The 26,009-nt window shown below is 35.0% G+C and carries 22 protein-coding genes; 12 read left to right on the plus strand and 10 right to left on the minus strand.

Features of this window, described 5'->3' with window-relative positions:
• Positions 1-15 precede the first annotated feature (15 nt).
• Both WH188_RS01935 and WH188_RS01940 read left to right on the plus strand, forming a co-directional pair.
• A complete protein-coding gene (locus WH188_RS01935) occupies positions 16-1,896 on the plus strand; it encodes an Nramp family divalent metal transporter (RefSeq protein ID WP_339423187.1) in 1,881 nt (626 codons plus the stop codon).
• 81 nt (positions 1,897-1,977) lie between these two features.
• Positions 1,978-7,794, plus strand: coding sequence for a DUF4011 domain-containing protein (locus WH188_RS01940; RefSeq protein ID WP_339423188.1), 5,817 nt, complete (start codon positions 1,978-1,980; stop codon positions 7,792-7,794).
• A gap of 95 nt (positions 7,795-7,889) precedes the next feature.
• Here the strand turns inward: WH188_RS01940 and WH188_RS01945 are convergent, their stop codons facing one another.
• Positions 7,890-8,453, minus strand: a complete 564-nt coding sequence (locus WH188_RS01945; RefSeq protein WP_339423189.1) for a porin family protein — start codon at positions 8,451-8,453, stop codon at positions 7,890-7,892.
• A 226-nt stretch (positions 8,454-8,679) separates the two neighbouring features.
• Between WH188_RS01945 and WH188_RS01950 the strand changes: the two genes are divergently transcribed.
• Genes WH188_RS01950 through WH188_RS01960 form a run of 3 tightly spaced genes read left to right on the plus strand, consistent with a single transcriptional unit; the run spans position 8,680 to position 11,905 of the window.
• The gene (locus tag WH188_RS01950) at positions 8,680-9,213 is read left to right on the plus strand and encodes an RNA polymerase sigma-70 factor (RefSeq protein WP_208699271.1); all 534 of its coding nucleotides are present in this window, start codon (positions 8,680-8,682) and stop codon (positions 9,211-9,213) included.
• Complete coding sequence (locus tag WH188_RS01955) at positions 9,210-10,178, plus strand: FecR family protein (protein WP_339423190.1); 969 nt, start codon at positions 9,210-9,212, stop codon at positions 10,176-10,178. The genes WH188_RS01950 and WH188_RS01955 overlap by 4 nt, the downstream gene beginning before the upstream one ends.
• A gap of 2 nt (positions 10,179-10,180) precedes the next feature.
• Entirely contained in the window at positions 10,181-11,905 is a 1,725-nt protein-coding gene (locus WH188_RS01960; RefSeq protein ID WP_339423191.1) for a hypothetical protein, read from the plus strand.
• Positions 11,906-12,224: 319 nt separating this feature from the next.
• Here the strand turns inward: WH188_RS01960 and rplI are convergent, their stop codons facing one another.
• The 7 genes from rplI to WH188_RS01995 form a co-directional block, all read right to left on the minus strand.
• On the minus strand, positions 12,225-12,668 hold the full coding sequence (rplI, locus tag WH188_RS01965) for a 50S ribosomal protein L9 (RefSeq protein ID WP_021191491.1): 444 nt from the start codon (positions 12,666-12,668) through the stop codon (positions 12,225-12,227).
• A 15-nt stretch (positions 12,669-12,683) separates the two neighbouring features.
• Entirely contained in the window at positions 12,684-12,947 is a 264-nt protein-coding gene (gene rpsR / locus WH188_RS01970) for a 30S ribosomal protein S18 (protein WP_021191490.1), read from the minus strand.
• Positions 12,947-13,315, minus strand: coding sequence for a 30S ribosomal protein S6 (gene rpsF / locus WH188_RS01975; RefSeq protein WP_021191489.1), 369 nt, complete (start codon positions 13,313-13,315; stop codon positions 12,947-12,949). Before rpsF ends, rpsR begins: the two co-directional genes overlap by 1 nt.
• 98 nt (positions 13,316-13,413) lie before the next feature.
• Positions 13,414-14,292, minus strand: coding sequence for a 4-hydroxy-tetrahydrodipicolinate synthase (dapA, locus tag WH188_RS01980; RefSeq protein WP_132773740.1), 879 nt, complete (start codon positions 14,290-14,292; stop codon positions 13,414-13,416).
• 29 nt (positions 14,293-14,321) lie between these two features.
• Positions 14,322-16,355 carry an NAD-dependent DNA ligase LigA gene (gene ligA / locus WH188_RS01985; protein WP_339423192.1) on the minus strand — a complete coding sequence of 678 codons (2,034 nt, stop codon included), beginning with the start codon at positions 16,353-16,355 and terminating at the stop codon, positions 14,322-14,324.
• 119 nt (positions 16,356-16,474) lie between these two features.
• Positions 16,475-17,506 (minus strand): glycosyltransferase family 2 protein, encoded by a 1,032-nt coding sequence (locus WH188_RS01990; RefSeq protein WP_339423193.1) that lies wholly within the window; start codon positions 17,504-17,506, stop codon positions 16,475-16,477.
• Entirely contained in the window at positions 17,503-18,369 is an 867-nt protein-coding gene (locus WH188_RS01995; RefSeq protein WP_339423194.1) for a lysophospholipid acyltransferase family protein, read from the minus strand. Before WH188_RS01995 ends, WH188_RS01990 begins: the two co-directional genes overlap by 4 nt.
• A 91-nt stretch (positions 18,370-18,460) precedes the next feature.
• Between WH188_RS01995 and WH188_RS02000 the strand changes: the two genes are divergently transcribed.
• Positions 18,461-19,072, plus strand: coding sequence for a WbqC family protein (locus WH188_RS02000; RefSeq protein WP_021191485.1), 612 nt, complete (start codon positions 18,461-18,463; stop codon positions 19,070-19,072).
• Positions 19,073-19,137: 65 nt separating this feature from the next.
• Positions 19,138-19,818 carry an outer membrane beta-barrel protein gene (locus WH188_RS02005; RefSeq protein ID WP_031289216.1) on the plus strand — a complete coding sequence of 227 codons (681 nt, stop codon included), beginning with the start codon at positions 19,138-19,140 and terminating at the stop codon, positions 19,816-19,818.
• A gap of 23 nt (positions 19,819-19,841) precedes the next feature.
• On the opposite strand, the gene ppk2 is transcribed toward WH188_RS02005, so the two are convergent.
• Complete coding sequence (gene ppk2 / locus WH188_RS02010) at positions 19,842-20,651, minus strand: polyphosphate kinase 2 (RefSeq protein WP_339423196.1); 810 nt, start codon at positions 20,649-20,651, stop codon at positions 19,842-19,844.
• 440 nt (positions 20,652-21,091) lie between these two features.
• Here ppk2 and WH188_RS02015 point away from each other — a divergent pair, with 440 nt between their 5' ends.
• From WH188_RS02015 to WH188_RS02035, 5 genes are all read left to right on the plus strand, one after another.
• A complete protein-coding gene (locus WH188_RS02015; RefSeq protein ID WP_339423197.1) occupies positions 21,092-21,856 on the plus strand; it encodes a DUF3050 domain-containing protein in 765 nt (254 codons plus the stop codon).
• 96 nt (positions 21,857-21,952) lie between these two features.
• The gene (locus tag WH188_RS02020; protein ID WP_132773728.1) at positions 21,953-22,888 is read left to right on the plus strand and encodes an endonuclease; all 936 of its coding nucleotides are present in this window, start codon (positions 21,953-21,955) and stop codon (positions 22,886-22,888) included.
• A 102-nt stretch (positions 22,889-22,990) separates the two neighbouring features.
• Positions 22,991-23,425, plus strand: a complete 435-nt coding sequence (locus tag WH188_RS02025) for an FKBP-type peptidyl-prolyl cis-trans isomerase (protein ID WP_168125823.1) — start codon at positions 22,991-22,993, stop codon at positions 23,423-23,425.
• Between the two features lie 235 nt (positions 23,426-23,660).
• Positions 23,661-24,026 (plus strand): dihydroneopterin aldolase, encoded by a 366-nt coding sequence (gene folB / locus WH188_RS02030; protein ID WP_021191479.1) that lies wholly within the window; start codon positions 23,661-23,663, stop codon positions 24,024-24,026.
• Positions 24,027-24,520: 494 nt separating this feature from the next.
• On the plus strand, positions 24,521-25,159 hold the full coding sequence (locus WH188_RS02035) for a peptidylprolyl isomerase (protein ID WP_168125824.1): 639 nt from the start codon (positions 24,521-24,523) through the stop codon (positions 25,157-25,159).
• 53 nt (positions 25,160-25,212) lie between these two features.
• On the opposite strand, the gene WH188_RS02040 is transcribed toward WH188_RS02035, so the two are convergent.
• A complete protein-coding gene (locus WH188_RS02040; protein WP_168125825.1) occupies positions 25,213-25,941 on the minus strand; it encodes a metallophosphoesterase family protein in 729 nt (242 codons plus the stop codon).
• Positions 25,942-26,009: the final 68 nt, after the last annotated feature.

The raw sequence follows: 26,009 nt of genomic DNA on the forward strand, positions 1-26,009 counted from the left end.
GACATAGCAATCCTAATGAGTAAAGATCCTTACCAGCATGAAAAATCTCTTTCAGATGTGCACGAAAGTGTTGAAATCAGTAAGGGGAAATCAAAAATAAAAAAAATCCTCAGTTTTTTTGGACCGGCCTATTTAATTAGTGTAGGTTATATGGATCCTGGGAATTGGGCTACAGATTTAGCCGGGGGAAGTCAGTTTGGCTATGCCCTATTATGGGTTTTATTGATGAGTAACATCATGGCTTTACTCTTGCAGAGTCTTTGTACCCGTTTAGGAATAGTGAGACGAAAAGATCTCGCACAGTGCAATCGGGAGACATACCCAAGGCGCATGAATTTTGTACTATATATCTTAGCAGAAATTGCAATCGCGGCCTGTGATCTCGCTGAAGTATTGGGAATGGCGATCGGATTAAACTTACTTTTTGGAATAGATATCCTTTGGGGCGTATTAATCAGTTTTGCAGATACATTTTTGATTATGTATCTACAGAAATTAGGAATGCGAAAGATGGAACTTTTCATTATTGGTCTAATTACGATGATTGGTATGTGCTTTATGGTAGAGATGTTTTTAGTTCAGCCTGATTTCGGTGAAGTAATGACCGGCTTTATTCCAAGCTTACCCAATAGCGCTGCACTTTATATTGCAATAGGAATTATCGGAGCTACTGTAATGCCCCATAATTTGTATTTACATTCAGCCTTGGTACAAACGCGAAAAATAGACAGAGATGACCATTCCATAAGTAAAGCACTCAAATATAATTTTTTTGATAGTGCAATAGCTTTAAATCTAGCCTTTCTGGTTAATGCCGCTATTCTTATCCTCGCATCAGCCGCCTTTCATAAAAATGGTATGCATGATGTAGCAGATCTGGAAGATGCATATCACTTATTAGGGAAGACACTAGGAACAGATCTGGCACCTAAATTATTTGCAATAGCGCTAATACTGGCAGGTCAAAGTTCTACTGTTACAGGTACTTTGGCAGGGCAGATTGTAATGGAGGGATATTTGAGACTAAGGATCAGTCCCACCCTTCGCAGAATTATAACCCGATTATTAGCAATAATACCAGCAGTATTGGTCATATTAATTGCTGGAGAATCTCAAGTTGGCTCTTTATTAATTTTTAGCCAAGTTATATTAAGTATGCAGTTGGCATTTGCAGTTATTCCATTAATTCATTTTGTAAGTGATAAGGAAAAGATGGGAAATTTCGTTATTAAGCCTTATATGCAAATATTGGCATGGCTTATAGCTATTATCATCGCCGTACTTAATATCAAACTGGTATATGAGGAAATCTCAACATGGATTATTAAATATGATGTACTATGGTTAACTGTTTTATTAATTCTTGGGGCCGCAGGTATGATCGTTTTGTTGATTATGACCTTTATTTATCCTATACTTCATAAAAATAGAGCAATTGTATTGGATGTCCATCCCCCATTTGAAGATTTAAAGTTTGATGAACCCATATCGTTCAATAAAGTTGTACTTGCTTTGGACTACTCAACTTCAGATACAAAAGCAGTACAGTACGCCCTTTCTATAGCTAATACGAATTCTCACTTTATCTTGGTGCATATTGTTGAAAGTGCAGGCGTGAAATATACGGGAGAAAGTACGTATGACTTAGAGTCTAGACAAGATCTGGAAAGATTAGAGAAGTATGCACATTTCTTTTCCGATAGAGCCTATCAAGTTAATTTTGAACTGGGTTATAATAATCGGGTTGCTTCTATTGCGAAGATATGTGAACAATATGAAGCTGACCTGTTAATTGTTGGTAGCCATGGCCATACGGGAGTTAAGGATTTTGTTTTCGGAGAAACTGTAAATAAATTGCGACATGCAGTGAAAATACCCGTTTTTATTGCTCAATAACCTGAAATGATAATTATTTAAGATAAAAGATACTAAACTGTTAACGATCTTTTTTATATTAGAGAATAAGATAAAATGCGAATGGATAATATGAAACAGGTTTATATAGAAAGAGATGTAGCAGAATTTCTAAATCTTTCTATGTATCAAAATCAGATTACTTTTTTGAGCAATTTGATGCTCTCTTCTAAGAGCGATCAAATTTTAGAAAAAATCCGACTTGAAATTGATTCTGAGGGAGCGTGGATGGAACCTTTTTCTTATGAATTAGCCTATCTACCCGTTGGATTATCTGTTAAGATACCCACGGATAAAATTATTGTTAAGCCAATTTATTTCCTTCAATTAAGCGAGGTCGAAAGAAGTACTTTTCAAATTAGAGTTTATCAGGACGAAAATTTATTAATAGAAGAAGTAGTATCTATAGCGTTGCAACCCTTATCATTTTTTGGAGGTTTTAATACTCTTCCAGAATTATTAGCATCTTATATTACACCTAATCATCCTTACATTTATGCGGTTAAAAATAAGGCGATTGCCTATCTAGAACAGCAAAATTTGCCTGTTAAATTTGAGGGCTACCAAGCTACAGACCCATCGCGGATTCTTGAAATGATGCGGGCGATATACCATGCTTTGCAAGCGCAAGAAATAGTATACAGCGCATTACCGCCTAGTTTTGAAGAGAATGGACAACGGCTGAGAATGGTTGATGTTATTGCAAAAAAACGTTTTGGTAATTGTATTGATATTAGTTTACTCTACGCAGCATGTTTGGAGGCGATTGATTTGAATCCAATAATAATAGTTACTAAAGGACATGCTTTCGTAGGATGTTGGCTTCATCAAGATCGATTTGCGCAGATTATTAACGAAGATAAAACCGCTATTACTAAACGTTTTGCTAAAGGAATAAGTGAAATTGTTGTTGTTGAGTCAACAAGTGTTTGTAAAGGAACTAGTATTAACTTTAATCAGGCAATTGATCTTGCGGAAGCGAGCCTGATAGAAAGGAATGATTTCTTACTTTCCATCGACATAAAGCGAGCGCGTGCCAGCGGTATCAAACCGCTGCCATTAAAGATAGATGATTCTTTCGATCTCGAGCATGAGTTTATACGAAATCAAGTAGATTTGAAGATGCAAGAAGAAACCATTGAGGTAGGAAAAATTTATCAAGAATTTGAGGGAAATGGTAATAAATCCATCAGTAAGCAGAAAGTCTGGGAAAGAAAGCTGTTAGACCTGTCATTGCGCAACAATCTTCTTAATTTGCGTATGACAAAAAATATGTTGCAGATTATAGATGTAAATATTCATGACCTGGAAGACCTGTTAGTTGATGGTAAAAGTTTCTCGATCAGTGCTAGTGCAGATGCTCCCGTACTGAAGCAGTACAATATCTTGAATCCTTCATTACATCCTTCATCGCCAGCATATCAATTGGCAAAAGAAGAATTAGCACATAACCGTTTATTATCTTATTATCATGCTGATGATTTAGATACAATTCTGACTCATATATCCCGGAATGCCAAATTATCGATAGAAGAGAACGGCTCCAGTACTTTATTCTTGGCTATAGGACTGTTACAGTGGCGGGAAAAAAAAACGCTTGCCCAAGTTCGATCTGCTCCAATTATATTAATTCCGGTTGAACTGACGCGACGCTCTATCAACAGTAAATTTGTCCTCAGAAGCCGCGAAGAAGAGGCGATGATCAATATTACCTTATTAGAGTTTCTTCGTCAAGAACACGGTTTGGATCTCCGGGATCTCGAAGAGCTTCCTAAAGATGGAAAAGGAATCGATGTTGCACAATTGATCGCACAGATGCGAAGAGCAATCATGGGACTTAAGGGATGGGATATTGTAGATCAGGTGATTTTGGGTAATTTCTCTTTTAACAAATTAATTCTTTGGAATGATATTGCACATCAATCTGAAGAAATTGCAAAAAGTAGCATTGTTCGTAGCCTTATCGATGGCCAGTTGCGATTAGATATTGGAAAAGAGGAAGTTCCATTAGATTTTGATAATATAAACCCATCTGCTTTAGCGTTGCCTATAGCAACAGATGTATCCCAATTAGAAGCAATTTTCACTTCTAATCAGAATCAAAGTTTTGTTTTACATGGTCCTCCTGGGACAGGTAAATCCCAGACGATTACAAACATTATTGCAAATGCACTTTATCAGGGCAAAAAAGTATTGTTTGTTGCTGCGAAGAAAGCCGCATTAGATGTTGTATATAAGCGATTGGCAGCAATAGGTCTATCCAATTTCTGTTTGGAACTACACTCCAATAAAGCAAAAAAATCAGATGTACTGTCACAGCTTGCAGAAACTTTGGAACAGCCGCAGTTGAAGGGTAATTTTAATTTTCAAGATGAGGCCAATCATTTAATAAATGCTAAAAAAGAGTTGCAGATTTATATTAGCCAATTGCATAAACAGCAACCTATTGGCTGGAGTTTGTACGATAGTATTACAGCATTAACAACTTTAGAATCTTATCAGTTCGCTAAAATCGATCTCCCTAAAACATTTTTTGATTCTTTGACAAATGAGAAATGGCGAACATGGAAAGATCTGGTAATCGATTTAAATTCTGTTTCAAAGATTATCGCTAATCCTATTCAGAATCCGTTCAAAGGTATTGCTCTTGTGCAATACTCAAGTGCTATCCAACGGGAAGTTGTATCTTCTGCTGTAGAATTAAATCATACTCTGTTGGAGTATGGGCAATTGCTACGTCAGTTCATATCAAATTTTGATATGCCGATTCAGAACTTATCTTGGTCAGATTTATATTTATTCGATCAGCTTATTAAGTCCTTAACGGAACTTCCTGAGACGGATTTATCGCTTTGGAAGATGCTATTAAGCAAATCGCAAGAAGAGCGATTACAGAAATGGATCTCAGATTTTGAAATATATCAGAGCAGACGTCAGGTTTTATTAAATCATGCCCACAAAAGCGTGCTCGATGCTAATTTGACAGCATTAGAGTCTTTATGGAATGAGGCAAAACAGACCTGGTTTTTACCAAAATGGTTTAAAAAAAGAAAAGTAAAGAAAGGTTTGTCAGCTTTTAGTACCATACCTTTACATGAAGATGAAACCTTCGATCAATTTTTTGCTTATGTCAATGCCTTTCAACAAATAAGGACAGTAGTTGAGTCTAAAGAGTATGAGGCAATCCATCAAGGCTTAGGCAGCTCTTACCTGCAAGAAGATACTAATTTAAAACTTGTGCAGGAGCAAATTGAGACACTGAAAATAATTAATGGACAATTATTAGCATTGAGTAATGTTACAGTAACTGATATTGTAAAAAAGTGGATTGAAAAGTCGAAAACAAAAACAACCCAATTGATCCCAAATCAAGAATATACTTTACAAAGTTTAACAAAGGTATGGGGTAAACTACTTATTAAGAGTAATGATTTTCAAACTTTAACGCAATTAGATATTCGGTCTTATCCTGTTCAGGTCGATTGGCTGACTGAAATCGAAGGTAAAATGTCTGGTATTATTGATCAAATTGATTATTTAAAGAATTGGACAAATTATTCGAAAACAAAAGAAAAGGCTATATCATTAGATTTAAACTGGTTTATTGAATTGTATGAAAAAGATGATCTTAAACAAGAACATCTTTTGGAACATTTTGATTATATCATTCATTACAATCTGGCCAATAAAGTGATCGCTTCGCATGAAGCACTTAATATGTTTAATGTCCGATTATTTGAAGATAAGATCGATAAGTATAAACAAATTGCAAATTCTTTCACTGAATTGACTAAAAAGGAATTATTGTTACGACTAAATGAACGGTTGCCAAATAATACTATTGAAGCTCTTCAAGGATCTGAAATAGCAATTTTACAGCGTGCCATTAAAAATCGGGGACGTGGTGTAAGCATTCGAAAGCTATTCGATCAAATTCCAGCACTACTGCCTCGTTTAGCTCCGTGTATGCTTATGAGTCCAATTTCAGTGGCTCAATATTTTGAGGTAAATCCGGACCAGTTTGATTTATTAATTTTCGATGAAGCTTCTCAATTACCCACTTGTGAAGCTGTTAGTTCTTTAGCTCGATCTAAACATGCGGTTATAGTAGGTGACCCAAAACAGATGCCTCCAACATCATTCTTCATGACGAATAAAGTAGATGAGGAAAATATGGAAATTGAGGACCTTGAAAGTATTTTAGATGACTGTCTTTCTTTATCATTCCCTTCAAAATATTTGTTACGTCATTATCGAAGTAAACACGAAAGTCTTATTGCTTTTAGTAATGCACATTATTATGACAATAAATTATTAACATTTCCATCAGCAGATGATCTAAATAGTCGTGTCACTTACCAGCAAGTATCAGGTCATTATGACAAGGGTAAAACCCGACAGAATAAATTCGAAGCACAGGCCATTGTTGAAGATGTCGCAAGACGGTTTCAGAATGCAAAAACTCGAAAACAAAGCGTCGGTATTGTCACCTTTAGTCAAGTACAACAGAATCTTATAGAAGATAAGCTAAACGAGTTGTATCGACTTGATTCGGAGCTGGAAGCATGGGCTACGGAAAGTGATGAACCTATTTTTATTAAAAACCTAGAAAATGTTCAAGGTGATGAACGAGATGTGATTTTGTTTTCAATTGGATATGGACCAGATGAAAATGGTCAAGTGAGTATGAACTTCGGACCGTTGAATAGGGAAGGTGGTTGGAGAAGACTGAATGTTGCGGTAACTCGGGCTCGAGAGGAAATGAAAGTTTTTGCAACACTTCGATCTGATCAGATAAACTTAAATCGTACCGCTTCAGAAGGAGTCGCGGGTTTGAAAAATTTTCTGACTTTTGCTGAAAAAGGACACCTTGTACTAGATGCTAGCCAAATAACCACGACAGATAATCATGCTAATTTAACCCAAAATATCGCAAATAAATTACGTGCCGAAGGATTAATCGTCAATGTCAATATAGGAACATCTGACTATAGAGTTGATTTAGGTATTGTTCATCCCGAACATCCCAAACGCTATATTTTATCGATTTTATTAGATGGACTTAATTATTTTCAAGCGGAAACTACCAACGACCGTGAACTGGTATTACCAAAAATGTTGGAAAGTTTAGGTTGGAATATTTTTAGAATCTGGACATTGGATTGGATTGAGAATGCGGACCTTATAGTGGAATCCATTTTGGAAAAAGTTAATGCATTGCTATTAAAAACAGAAGAGCATGACCATATTTTAGCTAATGTCACAGAAAGTATTCATCAGAATGGATATCATATTGAAGAAATTGATTATTCTCCTATAATTTCTAAACAGATCCCTTATGAGAGCACTCATTTGCCAAAAGCATTTGCTATCGGAGCAGAGGGCTTAGAAGATCTTGGAAATAGGGCATTGATCCATAGACAGATGGAGTTGCTTATTCATCATGAATCACCCATAAGTAAGTCTTTTTTATATAAGCGTATTATGGAACATTGGGAAGCGAAACCTAGTGTTAAAATCGAGCGAATTCTATCTGAAATAATAGTAGATGTTCCTTCGCATGTAACCAAACACCGTCAACCATTTTATTGGAAGGAACAAAGTGTGGTTGATATCAACTATTATCGGTCAAATGCTGGTATAGGAAGAAATTCAGAAGATATAGCCCCAGAGGAAATTATAGTAGCATTGCAAGAAGCCGTCGAACAGAATTTAAGTATCGTTGAAGATGATTTAGTCCGATACTTGGCTCGTCAATTTGATTTTCAGAAAATGGGTAAGCAAATTGAATTTTCGATGCGTTATGCGATTGGCATAGCTGTCGAAAAACAACTTGTAACACAGGAAGAAGGCCGTATAAAGATGATTGATAATAAATAGTTTTTTTTAATCATTGTTAAATTGTAATGATCAGTTTTACAAAAAAACGAGCGTTATTCTTTAGGATAACGCTCGTGATTTGAAAATTATTTTAATTAAAATTTGTAGCCCACCATGATGCCTACCGTTCTGTTTTTAGCATCAAGAGTTTTATCAATACTGCTAAATCCATGACTGTAATAAGCATCTAATGTCAATTTGCTAATATCAAGGCCTAATCCAATTCGACCATCAAAAGAAAACTTTTTATAATCAGTAGTTGCTGTTGATTTAACGGTTTTAATGTCATAATTCAATTGTGGTCCCAACATAGCACGTAAATTAAAATCGCCATCATTGATTAACTTATATCCTATCTGAAGCGGTAAATTTATCTGATAGAATTTTGGCGTTTTCTCATTCTTGTCAAAAGTATATTCTTTACGTAACAAGCTCACTCCTAAACCCGGTTGAAAGAATAATTCATTTCCAATACGGGCAAACCCAGCGACAGAAACACCCACTTTTCCATTATTATCTTTGACGGATTTGTTACCAAAAGATGTCATGTTATAATTGCTTCCAACTTGAAGTCCATAAGTAACTTCTTGTGCTTTTGCTGCGGTGGACAATCCTAATAATGTCAATCCCATAAGGGCAGTTTTTAATGTTGTTTTCATTTTTCTAAACGTATTTGTATTTGTATGTGTATTGATTAATTATTCATTCATCTTTCCTTTATGACAACATACCATCACAATACCCTTGAAAAAAATTAAATTATTATCGTTTTATATATTTTAAATTTGAATCAATAAAAAGAAATGAAATTAGCGTAAGGGTATAGGCCAGTTCAGTTGTCATAAATAAAAGTAGATTGTTTCATGAATCCGGAAAATTCAATCAATGTCAGAAAATAAAGAAAAGAAATTTGAGCAACTGTTTCGTTTGTACTATAAGGAATTGCACCGTTCTGCATTTCGTTATTTGAGAGATAGTGAGAGCGCTGAAGAGATCGTACAGCAAGTATTCTTGCGTCTATGGGAGAAAAATTGGGAGGAAGAAGTACATACATCTTTAAAAGCTTACTTATATCGTGCTGTCTATAATGAAAGTATGAATTTCTTAAAAAAAGAGCAGAGAAAGATGAAATATCAATCTTATCAGCAAAGTAGGCAAGAATTTGTTCCTGCTGTCGATCAAAGTGCAAAAGATCTTGATCAAAAACTACAAGTAGCACTAGCTAAGCTACCTGAAAAGAGTCGTACTGTTTTTGAGCTGAGCCGTTTTCAAGAGATGAAATATAAAGATATTGCTCAGACATTGGATCTTTCCATTAAAACTGTTGAAGGACATATGACCAAAGCGTTGCGACACTTACGTCTTGAGCTGATGGATTATTTAACTGTAATTATTTTTTATATCATTTATATATTATGAATAAGGAATTGCTAGAAAAATACATCATTGGAGAAACCAATGAAGAAGAAAATATTAGAATCAAAAACTGGTTGGAGCAAGATATTAGGAATAGAACTGAATATTTAAAAATAAAAGATATGTGGGACCGTTTACCTAAACCACTTGAAGCACCAGAGGTAGATGTCGATCGAGCTTGGGAAAATTTTAAATTCGCTAAAGAAAATAGAGTTGCTGGAGTAATAGAAGTTGCTGAGAATAAAACAGTAACGATAAAATGGAACTGGTGGGCAGCGGCTGGAGTGCTGGTCATCTGTTCATTAGGGTTTTATTTATTTAATAATAGTTATAAGCAAGAAAAAAATCTTTTTAGTGCTACCGCTGTACTCTCAGATTCACTGCCAGATGGTTCTCGAGTTACACTCAATAAGAACTCAGAAATTGTTTATTCCCGAACATGGATGAGTAAACAGAGAAACGTAAAATTAGAGAAAGGAGAGGTGTTTTTTGATGTGTTTAAAGACAAAGAACATCCTTTTGTGATTAAATCAGGTAAGAGCCAAATTACTGTTTTGGGCACGAGTTTTAATGTGCGTCGTTATGAAGGAGCTACCGAAGTAATTGTAGCAACAGGTTTGGTCAAAGTTTCATACAGCAATAAGGAGGTTTACTTGCATCCTAAAGAAATGATTACGATCCAAGATAATGATACCACTAAAGTATCAGTCAAAAAGATGCCAGACTTGTTTTATAAATACTATGTAGATCGTGAGTTTGTCTTTGAAAATACCAAGTTAGAGCGTGTCGTAGAACTATTAATTAAGGCGTATGATCAAAAAATTGTTATTGATCTCGAAGCAGATAAAAAGCTTTTGTTAACGGCGACATTTCAACAAAATAGTCTAAATCAAATTTTACAGGTCATATCGGACACATTTAAATGTAAGGTTATTATTAAAGATTCAATTATTCATATAACTAGATAATCATGTTTTTGGTAAAATTTATCAATCATATCACTAAGATTCCACTTTTAAAAAAGTTTAGTTACCTATTCATATTTTTAGTTTTGTTTAGCTTTTCAAAAGCGGATGCACAGCAACAGTTAGCGACCCAGATTCAAATACCTGCTTATTCGAATATGACAGTAGGTCAAATTTTTCAGGTGCTGAATGAAAAGCATGGTACTTTGTTTTCTTTTAATAGCAATATACTGCAGACGGATAGTGTGATTCAAGTATCGGCATATAAGGGATCACTATATGGTTTTTTGGATCATACGTTAGGAAAGGAATATAGTTTTAAGGAAATTGGCAAGCATATTATTATACAATATACGCCACAACGTATGGCAGTAGACGTTGAAGTGCAGTCGCAGGATAAAAATAAAGTTGTTATCACGGGCTATATCAAAAATATTCGAACCAACAAACCTATTTCTGACGCTAGTATTTTTGATCGCGATGCACTACTTTCTACTTTAACCGATAAAAATGGTTATTTCGAACTTGATGTTAAGAAAAAAATTAGTTTGATTGCTGTTAATGTAAGTAAAGCAATGTTTCGTGATACAAGTGTTTTAGTGATTTTTCCCATCGATACAGAAGTTGGCAATAAAAAAAGAAAGTATGGTTACTTTACCGGATATGAGCAAGACAATGGTTTTTATCGATCTTTTTTTGGACGAGTATTTTTATCACCGGCGCAAAGTATTCAAAATATGAACCTTGGCGGACTTTTCCTATATAGTCCATATCAGATATCGATGACTCCGGGATTAAGTTCACATGGTTTTATCCGCTCACAGATTGTTAATAAATTTTCAATAAATATCCTAGGAGGTTCTACTGCGGGGGTAAAAGGTTTAGAAATTGGTGGAGTTTTTAATCTCAATCAATATGACATGGAAGGAGTACAGTTAGTAGGAGGGTTCAATGTCGTGGGAGGTGATGTAAATGGTGTGCAGGTAGCAGGAATATCGAATCAAGTATTTGGTGATGTCAAAGGGGTGCAGTTAACGGGAGGACTAAATAAGGCCGATACGGTGAAAGGAGTTCAAATTTCTGGAATTGGCAATATGATGAAAGAAGGGACAGGAGCGACACAACTAGCAGGTGGATTTAATCAAAGTAAAGGTACTGTCAGCAATCAAGTTGCAGGTATAGCCAACATTGGCAATAAAGTAAAAGGTATTCAGCTTGCTGGGTTAGTTAATATTGCAGATAGCAGCGACTATCCAATTGGCTTATTAAATTTAATTAAAAATGGTGAGAAGAGTATTTCTGTTGCTATTGATCAAGATGCATATTTAGGTGTGCAATTCCGATCTGGTGGTCGTGTTCTTTACAGCATTTTAGGAGCGCATGTATCATTGAAAGATGATAACACTGCCCGTTATGCTTTTGAAGCAGGTTTAGGAGCGATTTTTTTACACGGCAGCAGATTTATGCTACGAGCTGAGATATCCAGCCGAAATCAGTTTACAGATAAGTTTAAATTATTATCCAATAACCATTCTAGTTTTAGATTGATTCCGGAGCTACGTCTAAATAAAAAACTATCCGTATTTGTAGCCCCCAGCTTTAATTACGTGAGTAAAGAAGATGATGCAGTTACACAGGTTGGGAAAACCTTATGGAAGGTTTGGGGACGAGATAAAAACAGAAATTCATTGTTTGGTGGTGGAGCAGTAGGTCTTATGTTAAAATTGTAATCCCGATATTATGAATTTTATAGCTGAGCTTTGTGCATGAACTCATTTTATTGAAATCCTTTTATATAGATTTCATCATAAGGATGAATGAAAAAAGAGCGGTATTATAAAATAACATAGCAATTTCATATTGAACTGAAATACGGAAAACTCATCTAGGGAATATTCATAATATAAAAGAAGGTAATCATATTATTTATGATTACCCTCTTTTATTCCACTAGATAGACAGACTGCTTCAATATAAGCGCGATATACGTCATAAAAAAAGGAGATAATCGAAATTATCTCCTTTTCTATATGTTAAACTGAATAAGAATTACTCAGCAATTACTTCGAAAGGAACTTGAACTTTCACTTCTTTGTGTAAGTTTAAGTTTGCTAAGTATTCACCAATTTCTTTAGGTTCTACTTCGAAAGTAATACGACGACGGTCAACATCAAAACCTTTAGCTTTCAAAGCATCAGCAATTTGAATGCTGTTTACTTTACCGAAGATTTTACCAGTTTCACCAGCTTTAGCACCGATTGATAACTTAATAGTTTCCAACTTAGTAGCTAATTCAGTAGCGTCTTTCTTAATTTTATCTTGTTTGAACTGAGCTTGTTTAATGTTTTCAGCTAAAACTTTCTTTGCTGATACAGTCGCTTGAATAGCAAATCCTTGAGGGATTAAATAATTACGACCGTAACCTGGCTTTACATTTACGATATCATTTTGCTCACCTAAGCCTTTGATATCTTGTTTTAAAATAACTTCCATGTTCTCTAGTCCTCCTTATTTTAATGAATCAGCTAAGTAAGGTAACAAGCCGATGTGACGAGCACGTTTAACCGCTTGAGCTACTTTACGTTGGAATTTCAATGACGTACCAGTTAAACGACGAGGTAAAATTTTACCTTGATCATTCACAAATTTCATCAAGAAGTTAGCATCTTTATAATCGATGTATTTGATACCATTCTTTTTGAAACGGCAATACTTTTTACGATTGTCCTCTACTTTAGGGGCAGTTACGTATTGGATATTTTCGTTAGCCATTAGTTTGATCCCTCCTCAGTTTTAGTTTCCGCTTTTTTGTTGAATGCACCGCTACGTTTTTTCTCGCTATAAGCTTTAGCATGTTTGTCTAAAGCAATAGTTAAGAAACGCATTACACGCTCATCACGTTTGTATTCAACCTCTAATTTATTGATTAATTCTCCTGGAGCCTTGAATTCAGTTAAGTGATAAAACCCAGTTGTTTTTTTCTGGATTGGATACGCTAATTTTTTCAAACCCCAATTGTCTTCAGCGACAATTTCGGCTCCGCCTTCTGCTAAGATGTTTTTGAATTTTGCGATTACTTCTTTCGCAGCATCTTCAGAAAGCAACGGGGTAAGAACGATTACAGATTCGTACTGTTGCATTTTGTTAAATAATTATGTTTATTAATTTTTCTCCGTACTTACGGAAGTGCAAAGATAATTAATAGATTTTAAATATACAATGATTATAGTATGGTATTTTATTTTAGTTTTTGCATTTCTGCTTTAATAGCAGTCTGAATGTTTGCTGATACCGGTATTAAAGGTAGGCGTACATAATCTTGACCGATACCCTTTTCTTGTAGGATATATTTAACCCCACAAGGATTTCCTTCAACAAAACAAAGATCTGTTATTTCAAGCAACGCATTGTGGATTGTTCTAGCTTCAGTAAAACTACCTGCAGTACATAATGCAGCTAATTTTGAAACTTGAGCTGGATATGCATTTCCAACAACAGAAATGATTCCCACTGCACCTAAAGCCATCATAGGTAAGGTTGCAGGATCATCACCCGAAATCAGTAAGAAATCAGCTGGTTTATCTCTTAAGATCTCGTTAAACTGAGCAAAGTTGCCAGAAGCTTCTTTTGTTGCAACGATATTCTTAAAATCTTTTGCTAAGCGTATTGTCGTGGCAGGAGTCATGTTGCTTCCTGTACGTCCTGGTACATTATATAAAATAATAGGTAAGGGAGAAGCCTCAGCTATTGCTTTATAGTGCTGATATATTCCTTCCTGTACTGGTTTATTATAATAAGGAGATACGGATAGTATAGCACAGAATCCTGTAGGATCAAAATTTTTGATCTGCTCTACAATCTCTGCCGTATTATTTCCTCCGATACCCGCAATCAATGGTACGCGAGCATTCACCTGTTTGACAGTGAAATCCCAGATACGCTTTCGTTCGTCTTTCGTTAATGTTGCTACTTCACCAGTAGTACCTAAAGAGACTAAATAATTCATACCTGAGTCAATTTGATAGTCAATTAGCTGTGCTAAAGAATCAAAATCAACTGTTCCATCTGCGTTGAAAGGTGTAACTAATGCTACACCAGCTCCATGAAGCTCGTTCATTGTGTTGTTTGTAAAGATTAATATTTAATTTATATACTTGTTGTATCTGCGATCAAAGCTAATAATTCATCTTCAGTGATCATCTTGATGTTTAGTTTTTCTGCTTTTGCTAATTTTGAAGGCCCCATTTTATCTCCCGCTACCAGGTAGCTTAATTTTGCTGAAATACTGGAAACCATTTTACCCCCATTACTTTCAATAAGTGCAGTTAATTCCTCTCTCGAATGATTTGTAAATACACCCGATATCAGAAATGTTTGGCCAGTTAATGCATTACTGTCCAAAATTACTTCTTTCTCTTCAATTTCAAACTGTAAACCGTAAGATTTTAGTTTTGCTATTAACTCTTCGTGGGCCGGTACATGTAAGTATTCATGTATACTTTCCGCAATACGGATTCCGATATCTTGCACAGTAGCTATTTCTTCAACAGAAGCAGCCTTAATCGCATCGATTGTTTTGAAATGTTGTGCTAGTTTTTTAGCAATTGTTTCGCCAACATGTCGAATCCCTAATGCAAAGAGTAATTTTTCGAATGGCTTTTCTTTGGACTTTTCAATTCCCTTCAACATATTGTCGATAGATTTTTGTCCAAAACGCTCCAATTGCTGTAATTGGTCCTGATGATCTTTTAATCCATAGATATTAACAACATTCTTAAGAATCCCTTTCCTATAGAAAGTTTCTATAGTTTCATCGCCTAATCCTTCTATATCCATCATTTTACGGCCAATGAAGTGTTGCATTTTTCCTATAATCTGAGGCGGGCATCCATCTTCATTTGGACAAAAATGAACGGCTTCGCCTTCCTGACGAATCAGTTCGGTATTGCATTCAGGGCAATGTGTCGGATATGCATAAGGTTTGGCAGATGACAATCTTTTATCTACATTAACTGCAAGTATTTTCGGAATGATTTCACCACCTTTTTCTACGAAAACAGTATCTCCCTTATGAAGATCAAGTCTTGCTATTTCATTCGCATTGTGTAAAGAAGCTCGTTTTACAGTTGTGCCTGCTAAACTAACAGGTTTTAAATTGGCAACAGGAGTAACTGCTCCAGTACGTCCGACTTGGTAACTGATGGATTCGAGTTGGGTTTCAACACGTTCAGCCTTGAATTTATAAGAAATAGCCCAACGTGGATTCTTTGCTGTAAATCCCAGTTCCTCTTGTGCGCCATAATCATTTACTTTAATGACAATACCGTCGATTTCATAACTCAGGTCATGTCTTTTATCATCCCAGTAATCGATGAAGGAGAAAACATCATCTAGCGTCTGGCATTTTTGAGTGTGTTCACAAACGTGAAATCCCCATTCTTTGACAGCTTCTAGACTTTCCCAATGATTATGGAATAATTTGTTTCTGTTTTCACAGTATAAAAAGTACAAGAAACAATCTAATGGTCTTTTGGCTACTTCAGCCGAGTCCTGCAATTTGATCGTTCCTGCGGCAAAATTACGTGGGTTAGCATAAGTTTGTTCTTCATTCTCTTCTCTTTCAGAATTCAGGCGTAAAAAAGCATTTTTATGCATAAAGATTTCACCTCTTATTTCAAATTCTTCAGGATAATTTCCCTTTTTTAGATGAATAGGGATGCTTCTTATTGTTTTGACATTATTGGTTACCACATCGCCCTGTGTTCCATCTCCGCGTGTTACCGCTTTTACCAGTTTACCATTCAGGTAAGTAAGGCTGATGGATAGTCCATCAAATTTTAATTCACAGATGTATTCAAAATTATCGCCGATTATTTTACGTACCCGTTGATCAAAATCACGAAGGTCATCTTGATTATAGGTATTTCCTAATGATAACATTGGCCAGCGATGTCTAACGGTCTCAAATTTTGTCGTTACATCACCACCAACACGTTGTGTAGGCGAGTTGGGATCTGCGAATTCAGGGTATTGTGCTTCTAAGGCTTCCAATTCTTTCATTTTCAGATCAAAATCATAATCTGAAATAAGGCTTTGAGCCAACACATAATATTGATAATTATAATGGTTGAGCTCTTGCGTTAGTGAAGTTATTTTTTGTTCAATATCCATGGATGACATGTTGCGAATTTACAAATAAAAAGTACGTTTAGTCTATTTGCAAACAGAAATTAATGAAAAATGCAGCTATTGATAAGAGCTGCATTTTTATGCGTTTTTACTTACTCTTAGTAAAGCCTTTAAAAAAAGCTCTCTTGATCTAGGTCAGAAAATTTTTGTTTCTTATCCAGATAGAAATCATTGATTATTGATTTTTTATATTGACCAGTCTTATTTTCGGTTTTAATATGATTTTTTCTTTTTTTAGCGTTTTTGAAAATATTCAGGAAGAAAGCTTGATGTGCTCGGCTAACAGCCCAGGCATCTTTAAATTTTCTATCAAAAGCAAATTTCAATAAGGCAGCAAAATCAAACCAGAAGCGGATGAATATAACTGTAAATAGCTGCCCTATAGGAAGATTTTTTTGCAGCATAAACAGATTGTTCCGGAAGTTTAAATAAGTCTTTTGTGGATTACTGGCATTTAATGTTCCGCCACCCACGTGATATACCGTCGAGTCTGGACAATAACCAATTCGGTATCCCATTCTTTTTAAGCGCCAACAAAGGTCTATTTCTTCCATATGAGCAAAAAAATCTTCATCCAGTCCCTGTGCTTCTTTCCAAGCCCAGCTTTTTATAAACAGTGAGGCTCCCGATGCCCAAAAAATTTCTTTTTCATCATCATATTGTCCCAAATCATATTCGACTTTATCCATAATGCGTCCACAGCAGAATGGAAATCCATAGCGATCGAGGTATCCACCCGCAGCACCGGCATGCTCAAATTTTGCTTTATTGTGAAAGGCTAGTATTTTAGGTTGTGCGGCCACAAGGTGAGTGTCTCGTTCAAGCATTTCGATGACAGGTTCTATCCAGTTTGGTGTAACTTCCACGTCAGAATTAAGCAACACAAAATAATCTGCTTCCACACGTGATAGAATATGGTTATAACCACCTGCAAAACCATAGTTTTCCGTATTTTCTAAGATGGTAATTTTTGGGTATGAAGCGCGTACAAATGATAAAGAATCATCTGTAGAGGCATTGTCTCCAATTACGAATTCTATATTTGGGTAACTGCTATTATATACGGAAGGTAAAAATTTTTCCAAGAAAAATCTCCCGTTCCAATTTAAAATAACAACAGCTACTTTAGGGTAATTTTTCATTTTCTACGTTTTCTTTTCCATCTTCTATGTGTCCAAAGCCAATATTGTGGCTCTTCGCGGATTATTTTTTCCGTAAAAGCATTATGGATATGGGTTATTTCCTTGTCGGAGTAAGAAGATGGGTCTTCAATTAATGTTGTAAATTTACAAAAATAATATCCTCTTTTCTCTTTTCTTCCGATATGGCAAAAAACTATAGGACCATTGGTCATTTTAGAAATTCGTTCAACACCGGTATAAACAAGCGTTTCCTGATTTAAGAACTGTAGAAAATAGTCAGCATCCGAATGTAAAGGAGCTTGATCTGCTACAAAAACGCTGACACTTGGTTTTCCTCTTAATTTAGCTAGATGCCTAACGATTTGTTTCATTGGGACCATAATAGCGCCGAATCGAGAACGGACCTGATTGTAAACACTGTCTATGGTTTTATTATTTAGCGGTTTGTATACAATGAGGGTCGGAGCTTCTGTAATGGCACCTAAACGGTGAATACCATATTCCCAATTGGCATAATGTGCAGTGACGGCAATAACTGTTCTATTTTGGTCCAAGTGCTTAGTTAATTCATGATCATCAATTAGTGTGATTCTTTTTTTTACTTCAGCGCGACTTATACTCTTGAACTTTAGACATTCAAGAATCATGTCAGGAAAAAAACGGTAAAATTTCTTCGCTATATTAATAATATCTTCTTCATCTTTTTCAGGAAATGAATTTCTAAGATTATTAAATACGACGTTTTTGCGATATCTTATTATATAATAGAATACATAGTATAACACATCGGATATCATATAAATGAACCAAAATGGCATCAAAGCGAAAAGGTATAGAAGTGCTGCTAATGCTTTTTGTTTCATGTAAACGTGATAACTATTGTAAATCTTACCTGCAAATATCCCTAATTTAAGTTATTTTTGCAGTAGATAAAGTAAAATACAACGATTTTTTATGTCAACTCATTTATTATTAACGACTTGCTACTTACCTCCGGTTTCTTATTTTCATTGTATCCAACAAAATGCGTTACCTGTATTGATTGAGAAGTATGATAATTTCCAAAAGCAAACTTATCGTTCTAGAACACGTATTGCAACTGCAAATGGTATACAGGAATTGATTGTACCCATACAGCATAGTAAAAAGGAACGTTCACCGATGTCGGAAAAGCGCATTTCCTATGAGTTTGACTGGCAACGATTACATTGGTTGAGTCTTCAAGCCGCATATCGCAATTCTGCTTATTTTGAATATTATGAGGATGATTTCGCTCAGTTTTACAATAAGAAGTTTGATTTTCTATTTGACTTCAATATTGCGCAGCTTGAGCTCTTGTTAAAATCATTAAAATTAAAGCGTGAATTGTCTTTTACAGATGAATATTTTAGGTCGGTTCCCGATGCGCTGGATTTTAGAGACCGTATCCATCCCAAGAAAGAAAGTCTCTTATTAAACCCGAAACCTTATTACCAAGTGTTTGAGGAGAAAAATGGATTTTATTCAGATTTGAGCATTGTGGATTTATTGTTTAGTCAGGGACCACAGTCAAAAAATTATTTTTAATATAATTGATCATATATAAAACTTTTAGAGTCTATTATTGTAATACAATAATAGATTCGTTTTTTATGAAGAGTATTTTAACAACTGTATTTTGTTTGTTCTTGTGTTGCTCTGTTTTTGCCCAGTCGGGTGTAGATACACTTCATTACCGCAAAGTGTATTATTTTGGTGGAACAGGAATGGGCTTTCCGTTAGGTAAGACAAAAGATGTTCTGTCTCCAAAGTTTTCAGGAAGTTTAGGTTTGGATATTTCATTGAAAAATCCAAAGTATTATCTATATCCAGCTTTATATACATTATCGTTTGATTACAAGCAAAAGATTCAGGACAATCAGTATCCTTATAAGATAGAGGATGCTAATGCTAATTTTTACATGTTCTCCCTAGCTGGGGGGATTCGTAAACAGCTAAAGAAATTAAATGCCTATGCTTATGCAGGTCCTGGTGTTGGATTCTTGACAGAACCAAGAGTGAAGGTCGATGCTGTCAACAGTATCGCTAAAATTGAAAATCAGAAAAAATTCTCTTTTTCAGGCAAACTCGGGGTTGGTGCTGATTATCGATTTAATGGTTTTTTCCTGGGTTTGGAAATCGGTTATTTACATTCATTTAATAAAATACAGGACACTCCAATCAATATTATGACTGTTATGGTTGGGCTTAAGTCGGATATAACAAGACTGGGTGATAAAGTAATTAAAGTAATAGGAGTAGAAGGTTCAATTAGCGGAAAAGAGACGAAATAACGCACTCTTTTCCGATTTCGAATTTAATTATGGATTTTAACAAAATCTTCTGTTTTTTCTCTCTTTTGATTTGCAATCTGATTAATGATGATTTTGAACGCTTCAAGACGGGCTTTTTTCTTATTATCCGTTTCAATTTCTATCCACGGTGATAATTTGGTGCCGGTAGTTTTAAATAATGTCTTGATATAACTGGTATAATCACTCCATTTTTCTTGCGCCTGTTGGTCAAGAGGGCCAATTTTCCATTGTTTTAAAACGTCTGTTCTTCTTTCTTCCAGTCGCTTCGCCTGCTCTTCTTTAGATATACTTAAAAAGAATTTAATGACGATAACTCCATCCTGTATTAAAAGTTCTTCTACTTCATTAACTTGTTTTAAAAATAGCGTGTGTTGTTCTGGAGTACAGAAACCAAAAACTGGTTCAACAACAGCCCGGTTATACCAGCTTCTGTCAAAGAACACAATTTCCCCTGCATTGGGCAGCTGTTTGAAATAGCGTTGAAAATACCATTGAGTTGATTCTTCTGCAGTTGGTTTAGGGAGGCTGACTACCCTTAATTTTTTAGGATTTAAATATTCTACCAATCTTTCTATAGCACCACCTTTACCAGCAGCATCTCTACCTTCAAAAATAACCAAAACACGTTTATTGTCTGCTATGACTTTATTTTGAATCGCCGTTAGCTCAATTTGCAGCTCATGTAATTCCTTCTCGTATTCATATGTCTCTAAAAACTTTTTTTCCTTGATTACTTTCTTATCAATCAAGTACTGAAAAACCTCTTTATTGTTTAAAATATTTACAAAGTCTTCTAAATTGAAATCTGCCATATCGATTGTGTTTTAATTGAATCACTCTTGTACAACAATAAATATACCTTAGAAGTTTAATATTCACTGGAATTTGCATTATTTTTTTTGAGCCATAATAAAAACATCCATGCTATCGTTATATATACATCAACTCTAATAATGGTATATTTAGGGAGGATAGCAGTTATTAGCAAATATTAATTTTGATAATAATTATAAAAAAAAATAAAACGAAGCACAATAATTTAATAAGTCAGTCGTTTTAATTACAAATACTTTTCATAAAATAGGTTAATATATGGCTAACGATAAGCTTGAGGTTCCCCACTTCAAGCTTTTCTATTTTTTAGCTAGGCTTAAACAAGTATAGGTGGTTATATGTAAATAAGACGTCAATTTTTTTTAAAACAGAAGAGTTTTCATTTTGAGAACCTATTTTTGCTTTCAAATCATAAGATATGGAATACATCAATAATGTTAATGCCTTCATTGCAGCCGAGCGAAATCAATTACTTGCACACCCCCTTTATTATAAAATAAAAACTATTGAAGATCTTCAAGTGTTTATGCAAGGGCATATATATGCTGTGTGGGATTTTATGTCGTTATTGAAAGCATTACAGCAGAAATTAACCTGTACAACAACGCCATGGTATCCTTCAAAATTTCCGAATACCAGATATTTAATTAATGAAATTGTTGTTGCCGAGGAATCCGATGAATATATAGACGGTCGTAGATTGAGCCATTTTGAAATGTATCTGGATGCTTTAGATACACTGAGGGGGGACAGTAGTGAAGTTAATAATTTTCTAAAAGATGTTTATGAAGGTGGTGATATTTTAAAAGTTATTGCCGAAAGTACTTTGCACCCGAACATAAAAGAATTTTTAATATTTACTTTTGATGTTATTGCAAATGGAACAGCTCATGAAATCGCAGCTGCGTTTACTTTCGGAAGAGAAGATTTGATACCGGATATGTTTTCTTCTATTTTAAAAGAGATCCAGCTAAATTTTCCAAATTCAAATTTGGAAAAGCTGCTTTATTATTTTGAAAGACATATTGAATTAGATGCAGATGAACATGGTCCCCTGGCAATGAAGATGATTATGGAGCTTTGTGAGGCTGATCCTGTAAAGTGGAAGCAAGTGGAACAGGTTTCAAAAATTGCTCTACAAAAGCGGATTAAATTATGGGATGCTATTGACCAGATGCTGTAAACAAAAATGATTTAATGAAGTTTAATCGTAGGGTTATTGTAATTTAATATGGGCATTCTATATTTGTCATTGAAAATAGACTAGTTGTAAGCATATATGTTTTTTCAATATCTACATGAGTTATGGAAATCTTTGATACGAAGGAAAGTCCGTGTTTTTATACATGAACAAGAATATGAATTGTCCGATGATAGATCGGGCAATTTTTCTATTATAACTTATAATATTGCAGGTTTACCCCAAGTTATTTCTGCAGCCAAAACAAATCGATCTACTAGTATCGCGACTATAGGTATGCTATGTAATGACTTTGACATTGTGCATATTCAAGAAGATTTTAATTACAATACCTACTTATACCAAGGTGGTAATTCTCACCCTTACCGTACCATCAGTATGGGTTTAGCTATTTTTGGGGATGGCCTGGATAGTTTGTCCCGATATCCGATAACCAATTTTAAGCGAATTGAATGGCAGAATAGGACGGGATCAGATCGTTTAACACCAAAAGGCTTTAGTCATTGTACTGTGCATTTAGGCTTAGGTGTTGAGGTTGATTTTTATAATATTCATGCTAACTCTCAGGATCATCCGCGTGCAGCAAAGGCTAGACGGGCTAATTATCTGCAGTTGGCTACTTACATCAATAAGTTTTCGGTAGGAAAGGCAATCATAGTTGCCGGTGATTTTAATTCTCACTTCTCATTCTCTGAAGACAACTTGGTGGAGTTTATGGATAAGACAAAGCTGGAAGATTGCTGGATCACCTTGCAACGTGATCACGTGATTCCAATTATTGACCCCTTGTTTTTATGTGTTGATATTATGGATATTAATAATGAATCAGAATCGATCGATAAAGTCATGTTCAGAAGTAATGATAAGCTGACGTTAATTCCAAAAGTTTATGAAGTAGAGAAAGAAAAGTTTGTCGATCAGTATGGCGAACCTTTGTCCGACCATTGGCCTATTTCAGTTGTTTTCGACTGGAAATTGAATGATGAGGTAGAGATTGATATCTTTCCTAAGTAAAATAATTCCTTACAACAGAGGGGAGATCGATAATTTTGTTTCGCATGAGATGCAGTTATTATTATAGATAAAACAAAATTATCTATGTTTGAAAAAAAAAATATGGCTAACGCGACAGGATATTTAAAAAAGTTACGCTTAGAGGCAAAAAAAAATTTGGTAGAAGGTGAAGCATTTCTTAAAGAAAATGCATTGCGTGATACTGTGGTCAGCCTGCCTTCTGGTTTGCAGTATGAGGTAATAGAAGAGGGCAATGGTAAGATTCCTAAACTAACCGATAGTGTAAAATGTTTTTATGAAGGACGCCTTATCAATGGAACTGTTTTTGACTCAACCGCCAAGAAGAAGAAACCTGTATCTTTTCCAGTGAATGAAGTGATAGCTGGATGGACAGAAGCACTGCAGCTCATGAAAGAAGGCAGTAAATGGCGTTTGTATATACCATCTTCGCTCGGATATGGAGAATTAAGTGTTTCGAAAGAAATTAGCGGAAATGCTACACTAATTTTTGAAGTAGAGGTTGTGTCTGTTCATTAAATTTTTCTGTCTCAATAAGAGAATAAACTCTCATATGTCATCGCGCATTCAGGTTTGTTAAGAAAAATGTAAGTTTACAAGGGGGACGTTTGTGAGTGGATATGAGTTTTAGAAATTCGCCATTCTAAAATATGTATACCCTCTTGGATGATAGTCTGCATAATTGGACTTTCTATGTGACAGGAAATTGAACTCATATTCTGTTTTATTCAGAATAAAAATATAGGTTTGTAGGATGAAGATAGTACAAACCGTTTTTTTGGAAGATGTTCGCGTATTTGCTCCGATTGGATTTTATGTAGAAGAGCAACTATTAGGTAATGAATTTCTGGTAAACGTTTCCGTAAAGTTTGATGCAGGTATTGATGACCACGAGAATTTAGATAAGACCGTGAATTATGAGATTTTGTATCAGATCATCCATCGGGTCATGAAACCCAAAAGGAAGTTATTAGAATCTGCTGCTCATGAAATACTAAAGGCTATACATGATCATTTTTCATTTGCAAAAACAATAGATGTTTCTATAAAAAAAATGAATCCTCCCTTTGGTGGAGATGCTGCGCATTCTAAAGTTGCTGTTCAATACTCTTGCATTTAGTAGTAAGCAAGATTGATAAAAATTGATAGTTTGAGCTCTCTTTTCATCGGTATATAAACTAATTTGTATACCATTAAATAAACAATCAAGATTATCATTATTATCATATCTAAGACAAAGTCACCGAGGCTTTGTCTTAGATATGAAATTTTTAAGACGGATCCAATTGTCTCCCTTTGCTTTGCTTCAAATTTTATGTATACAGCAATGACCAAATTCTTCCTTATAATAAAATAAATTTTTAAAACCTTTTCTATTTGTTATAAAAAAATCTCCAACTCTTTTATTGATCATCGTTTATCTGAGAAAAGTTGTAGCTGGAATAGACTAGTGATGTATTCGTTCGAAAATAGAAAGACCAGTTAATTTTCCTGCCTTGAAAGGATAGGGGGGTAGGTTCAAATTATCATACCTATTCATGTTTTTTTGAACAATTATAACTTCTGCTTTACTATTTATTAAAAAATGAATTACCTTCATTTAAATTTTAGCATATGAAAAATATCATCCTTTCTCTTTTATGTTTATTTTTTGCAACGGTTGTCAAAAGTCAGACGCACCAGTTGCTCTTTAAGACAGCGTATGGCAATATTAAAGTTGTCTTATATGACTATACACCAGCTCATCGGGATTTAATTTTAAATGCAATCAAGACTCAGGTGTACAAAGACGCTTTATTCAATCGTATTATTTCAGATTTTGTAGTGCAGGGGGGAGAGCATGATATTGATATTGAGAAGCGTGAATCTGCGGATCCGGCCAGAGAAAAACCTCGTCTAGCGGCTGAGTTTGATCCAAGAGCATTTCATAAAGTTGGAGCATTGGGGGCAGGAAGGGATGGAAATGCGGAGAAGGCCTCTTTCCTTAATCAGATCTATTTTGTCGTAGGAAAAAAAATAATAGCAAAAGAGCTTGATGATCTGGAAGTGAAGAAAAAAATAAAATATACTCCTGAGCAAAGAGCAACATATTTAAAAATTGGAGGACAGCCCCGTTTAGATCATGATTTTACCGTCTTTGGAGAAATATATGAAGGACTGGATGTCATTCTAAAGATCAGTAAAGTAAAAACAGACAGTCAGGATTACCCAGTACAGCCCGTTCATTTTGAGTTGTCAGAGATTAAGAATTAAACTATTAAATGTTGAAGAAAAGAGAGATACATCTTTTCTTGTTTAACGGCTGTTTATTCAGAGAGTAGAAAGTCCGCATAAAAATCAGGTATATCACTAGCTTTTATTTCATGAGCCACCGCAATAATATCAAATGGAACCTGTATGATTTCGACATGTATTCGGTCTTCATGAAGTTCGACTAAAAGGTAAGTTGCATCTTTGCACATCTTTTTTGATCTTCCTACGGAACCTGTGTTGATTGCCCATTTTTTGCCTATATCCTTGATGAAAGGGAGATGCGTATGACCCATAACGACTATGTCAGCTTGTGTTTTAAAGAAGATATCTTCAAAAGTACTGTTGGGTTCTGATGCATAAAGATATGCTTCATTGCTTTCTAGACTTCCATGAATCAATTGAACTTTCCAGTGCTTATGTTTCACCTTAAAGTCCAACTGCATTAAGTAAGGAAGCTGCCCCAAGAATAATTTATTTTCTTGTGTGATAGTTTCCTGACTGTGTTTAATGGCAACTATACGGTTCGCAGTTTCTTCAGCATCATGTTTTTCTAATGGGACGATGGGTAGATCGAATGCTATACGTTCATCGTGATTCCCCATTAAGCAGGGGATTTTTTCATTTTTGATCAGTTCAATCACTTCATTACCCCAGGGAGCAAAGTCCACAAGATCACCTAAGCAATATTTATAATAAATGTTTTTTGATTGAATATCTGCTAGTACTGCATTCAGTGCAGGAAGGTTTCCGTGTATATCACTAAAAATGGCAATCTGAATCATGATCTAATTTTAAAACAAAATTAGATTATTGTCAGGGTTGTGTATGGTGTTTTTTACCGTTTTAATAG

Origin of the sequence: Sphingobacterium sp. MYb388 (assembly GCF_037479535.1) — a bacterium.
Lineage (GTDB): Bacteria > Bacteroidota > Bacteroidia > Sphingobacteriales > Sphingobacteriaceae > Sphingobacterium > Sphingobacterium anhuiense.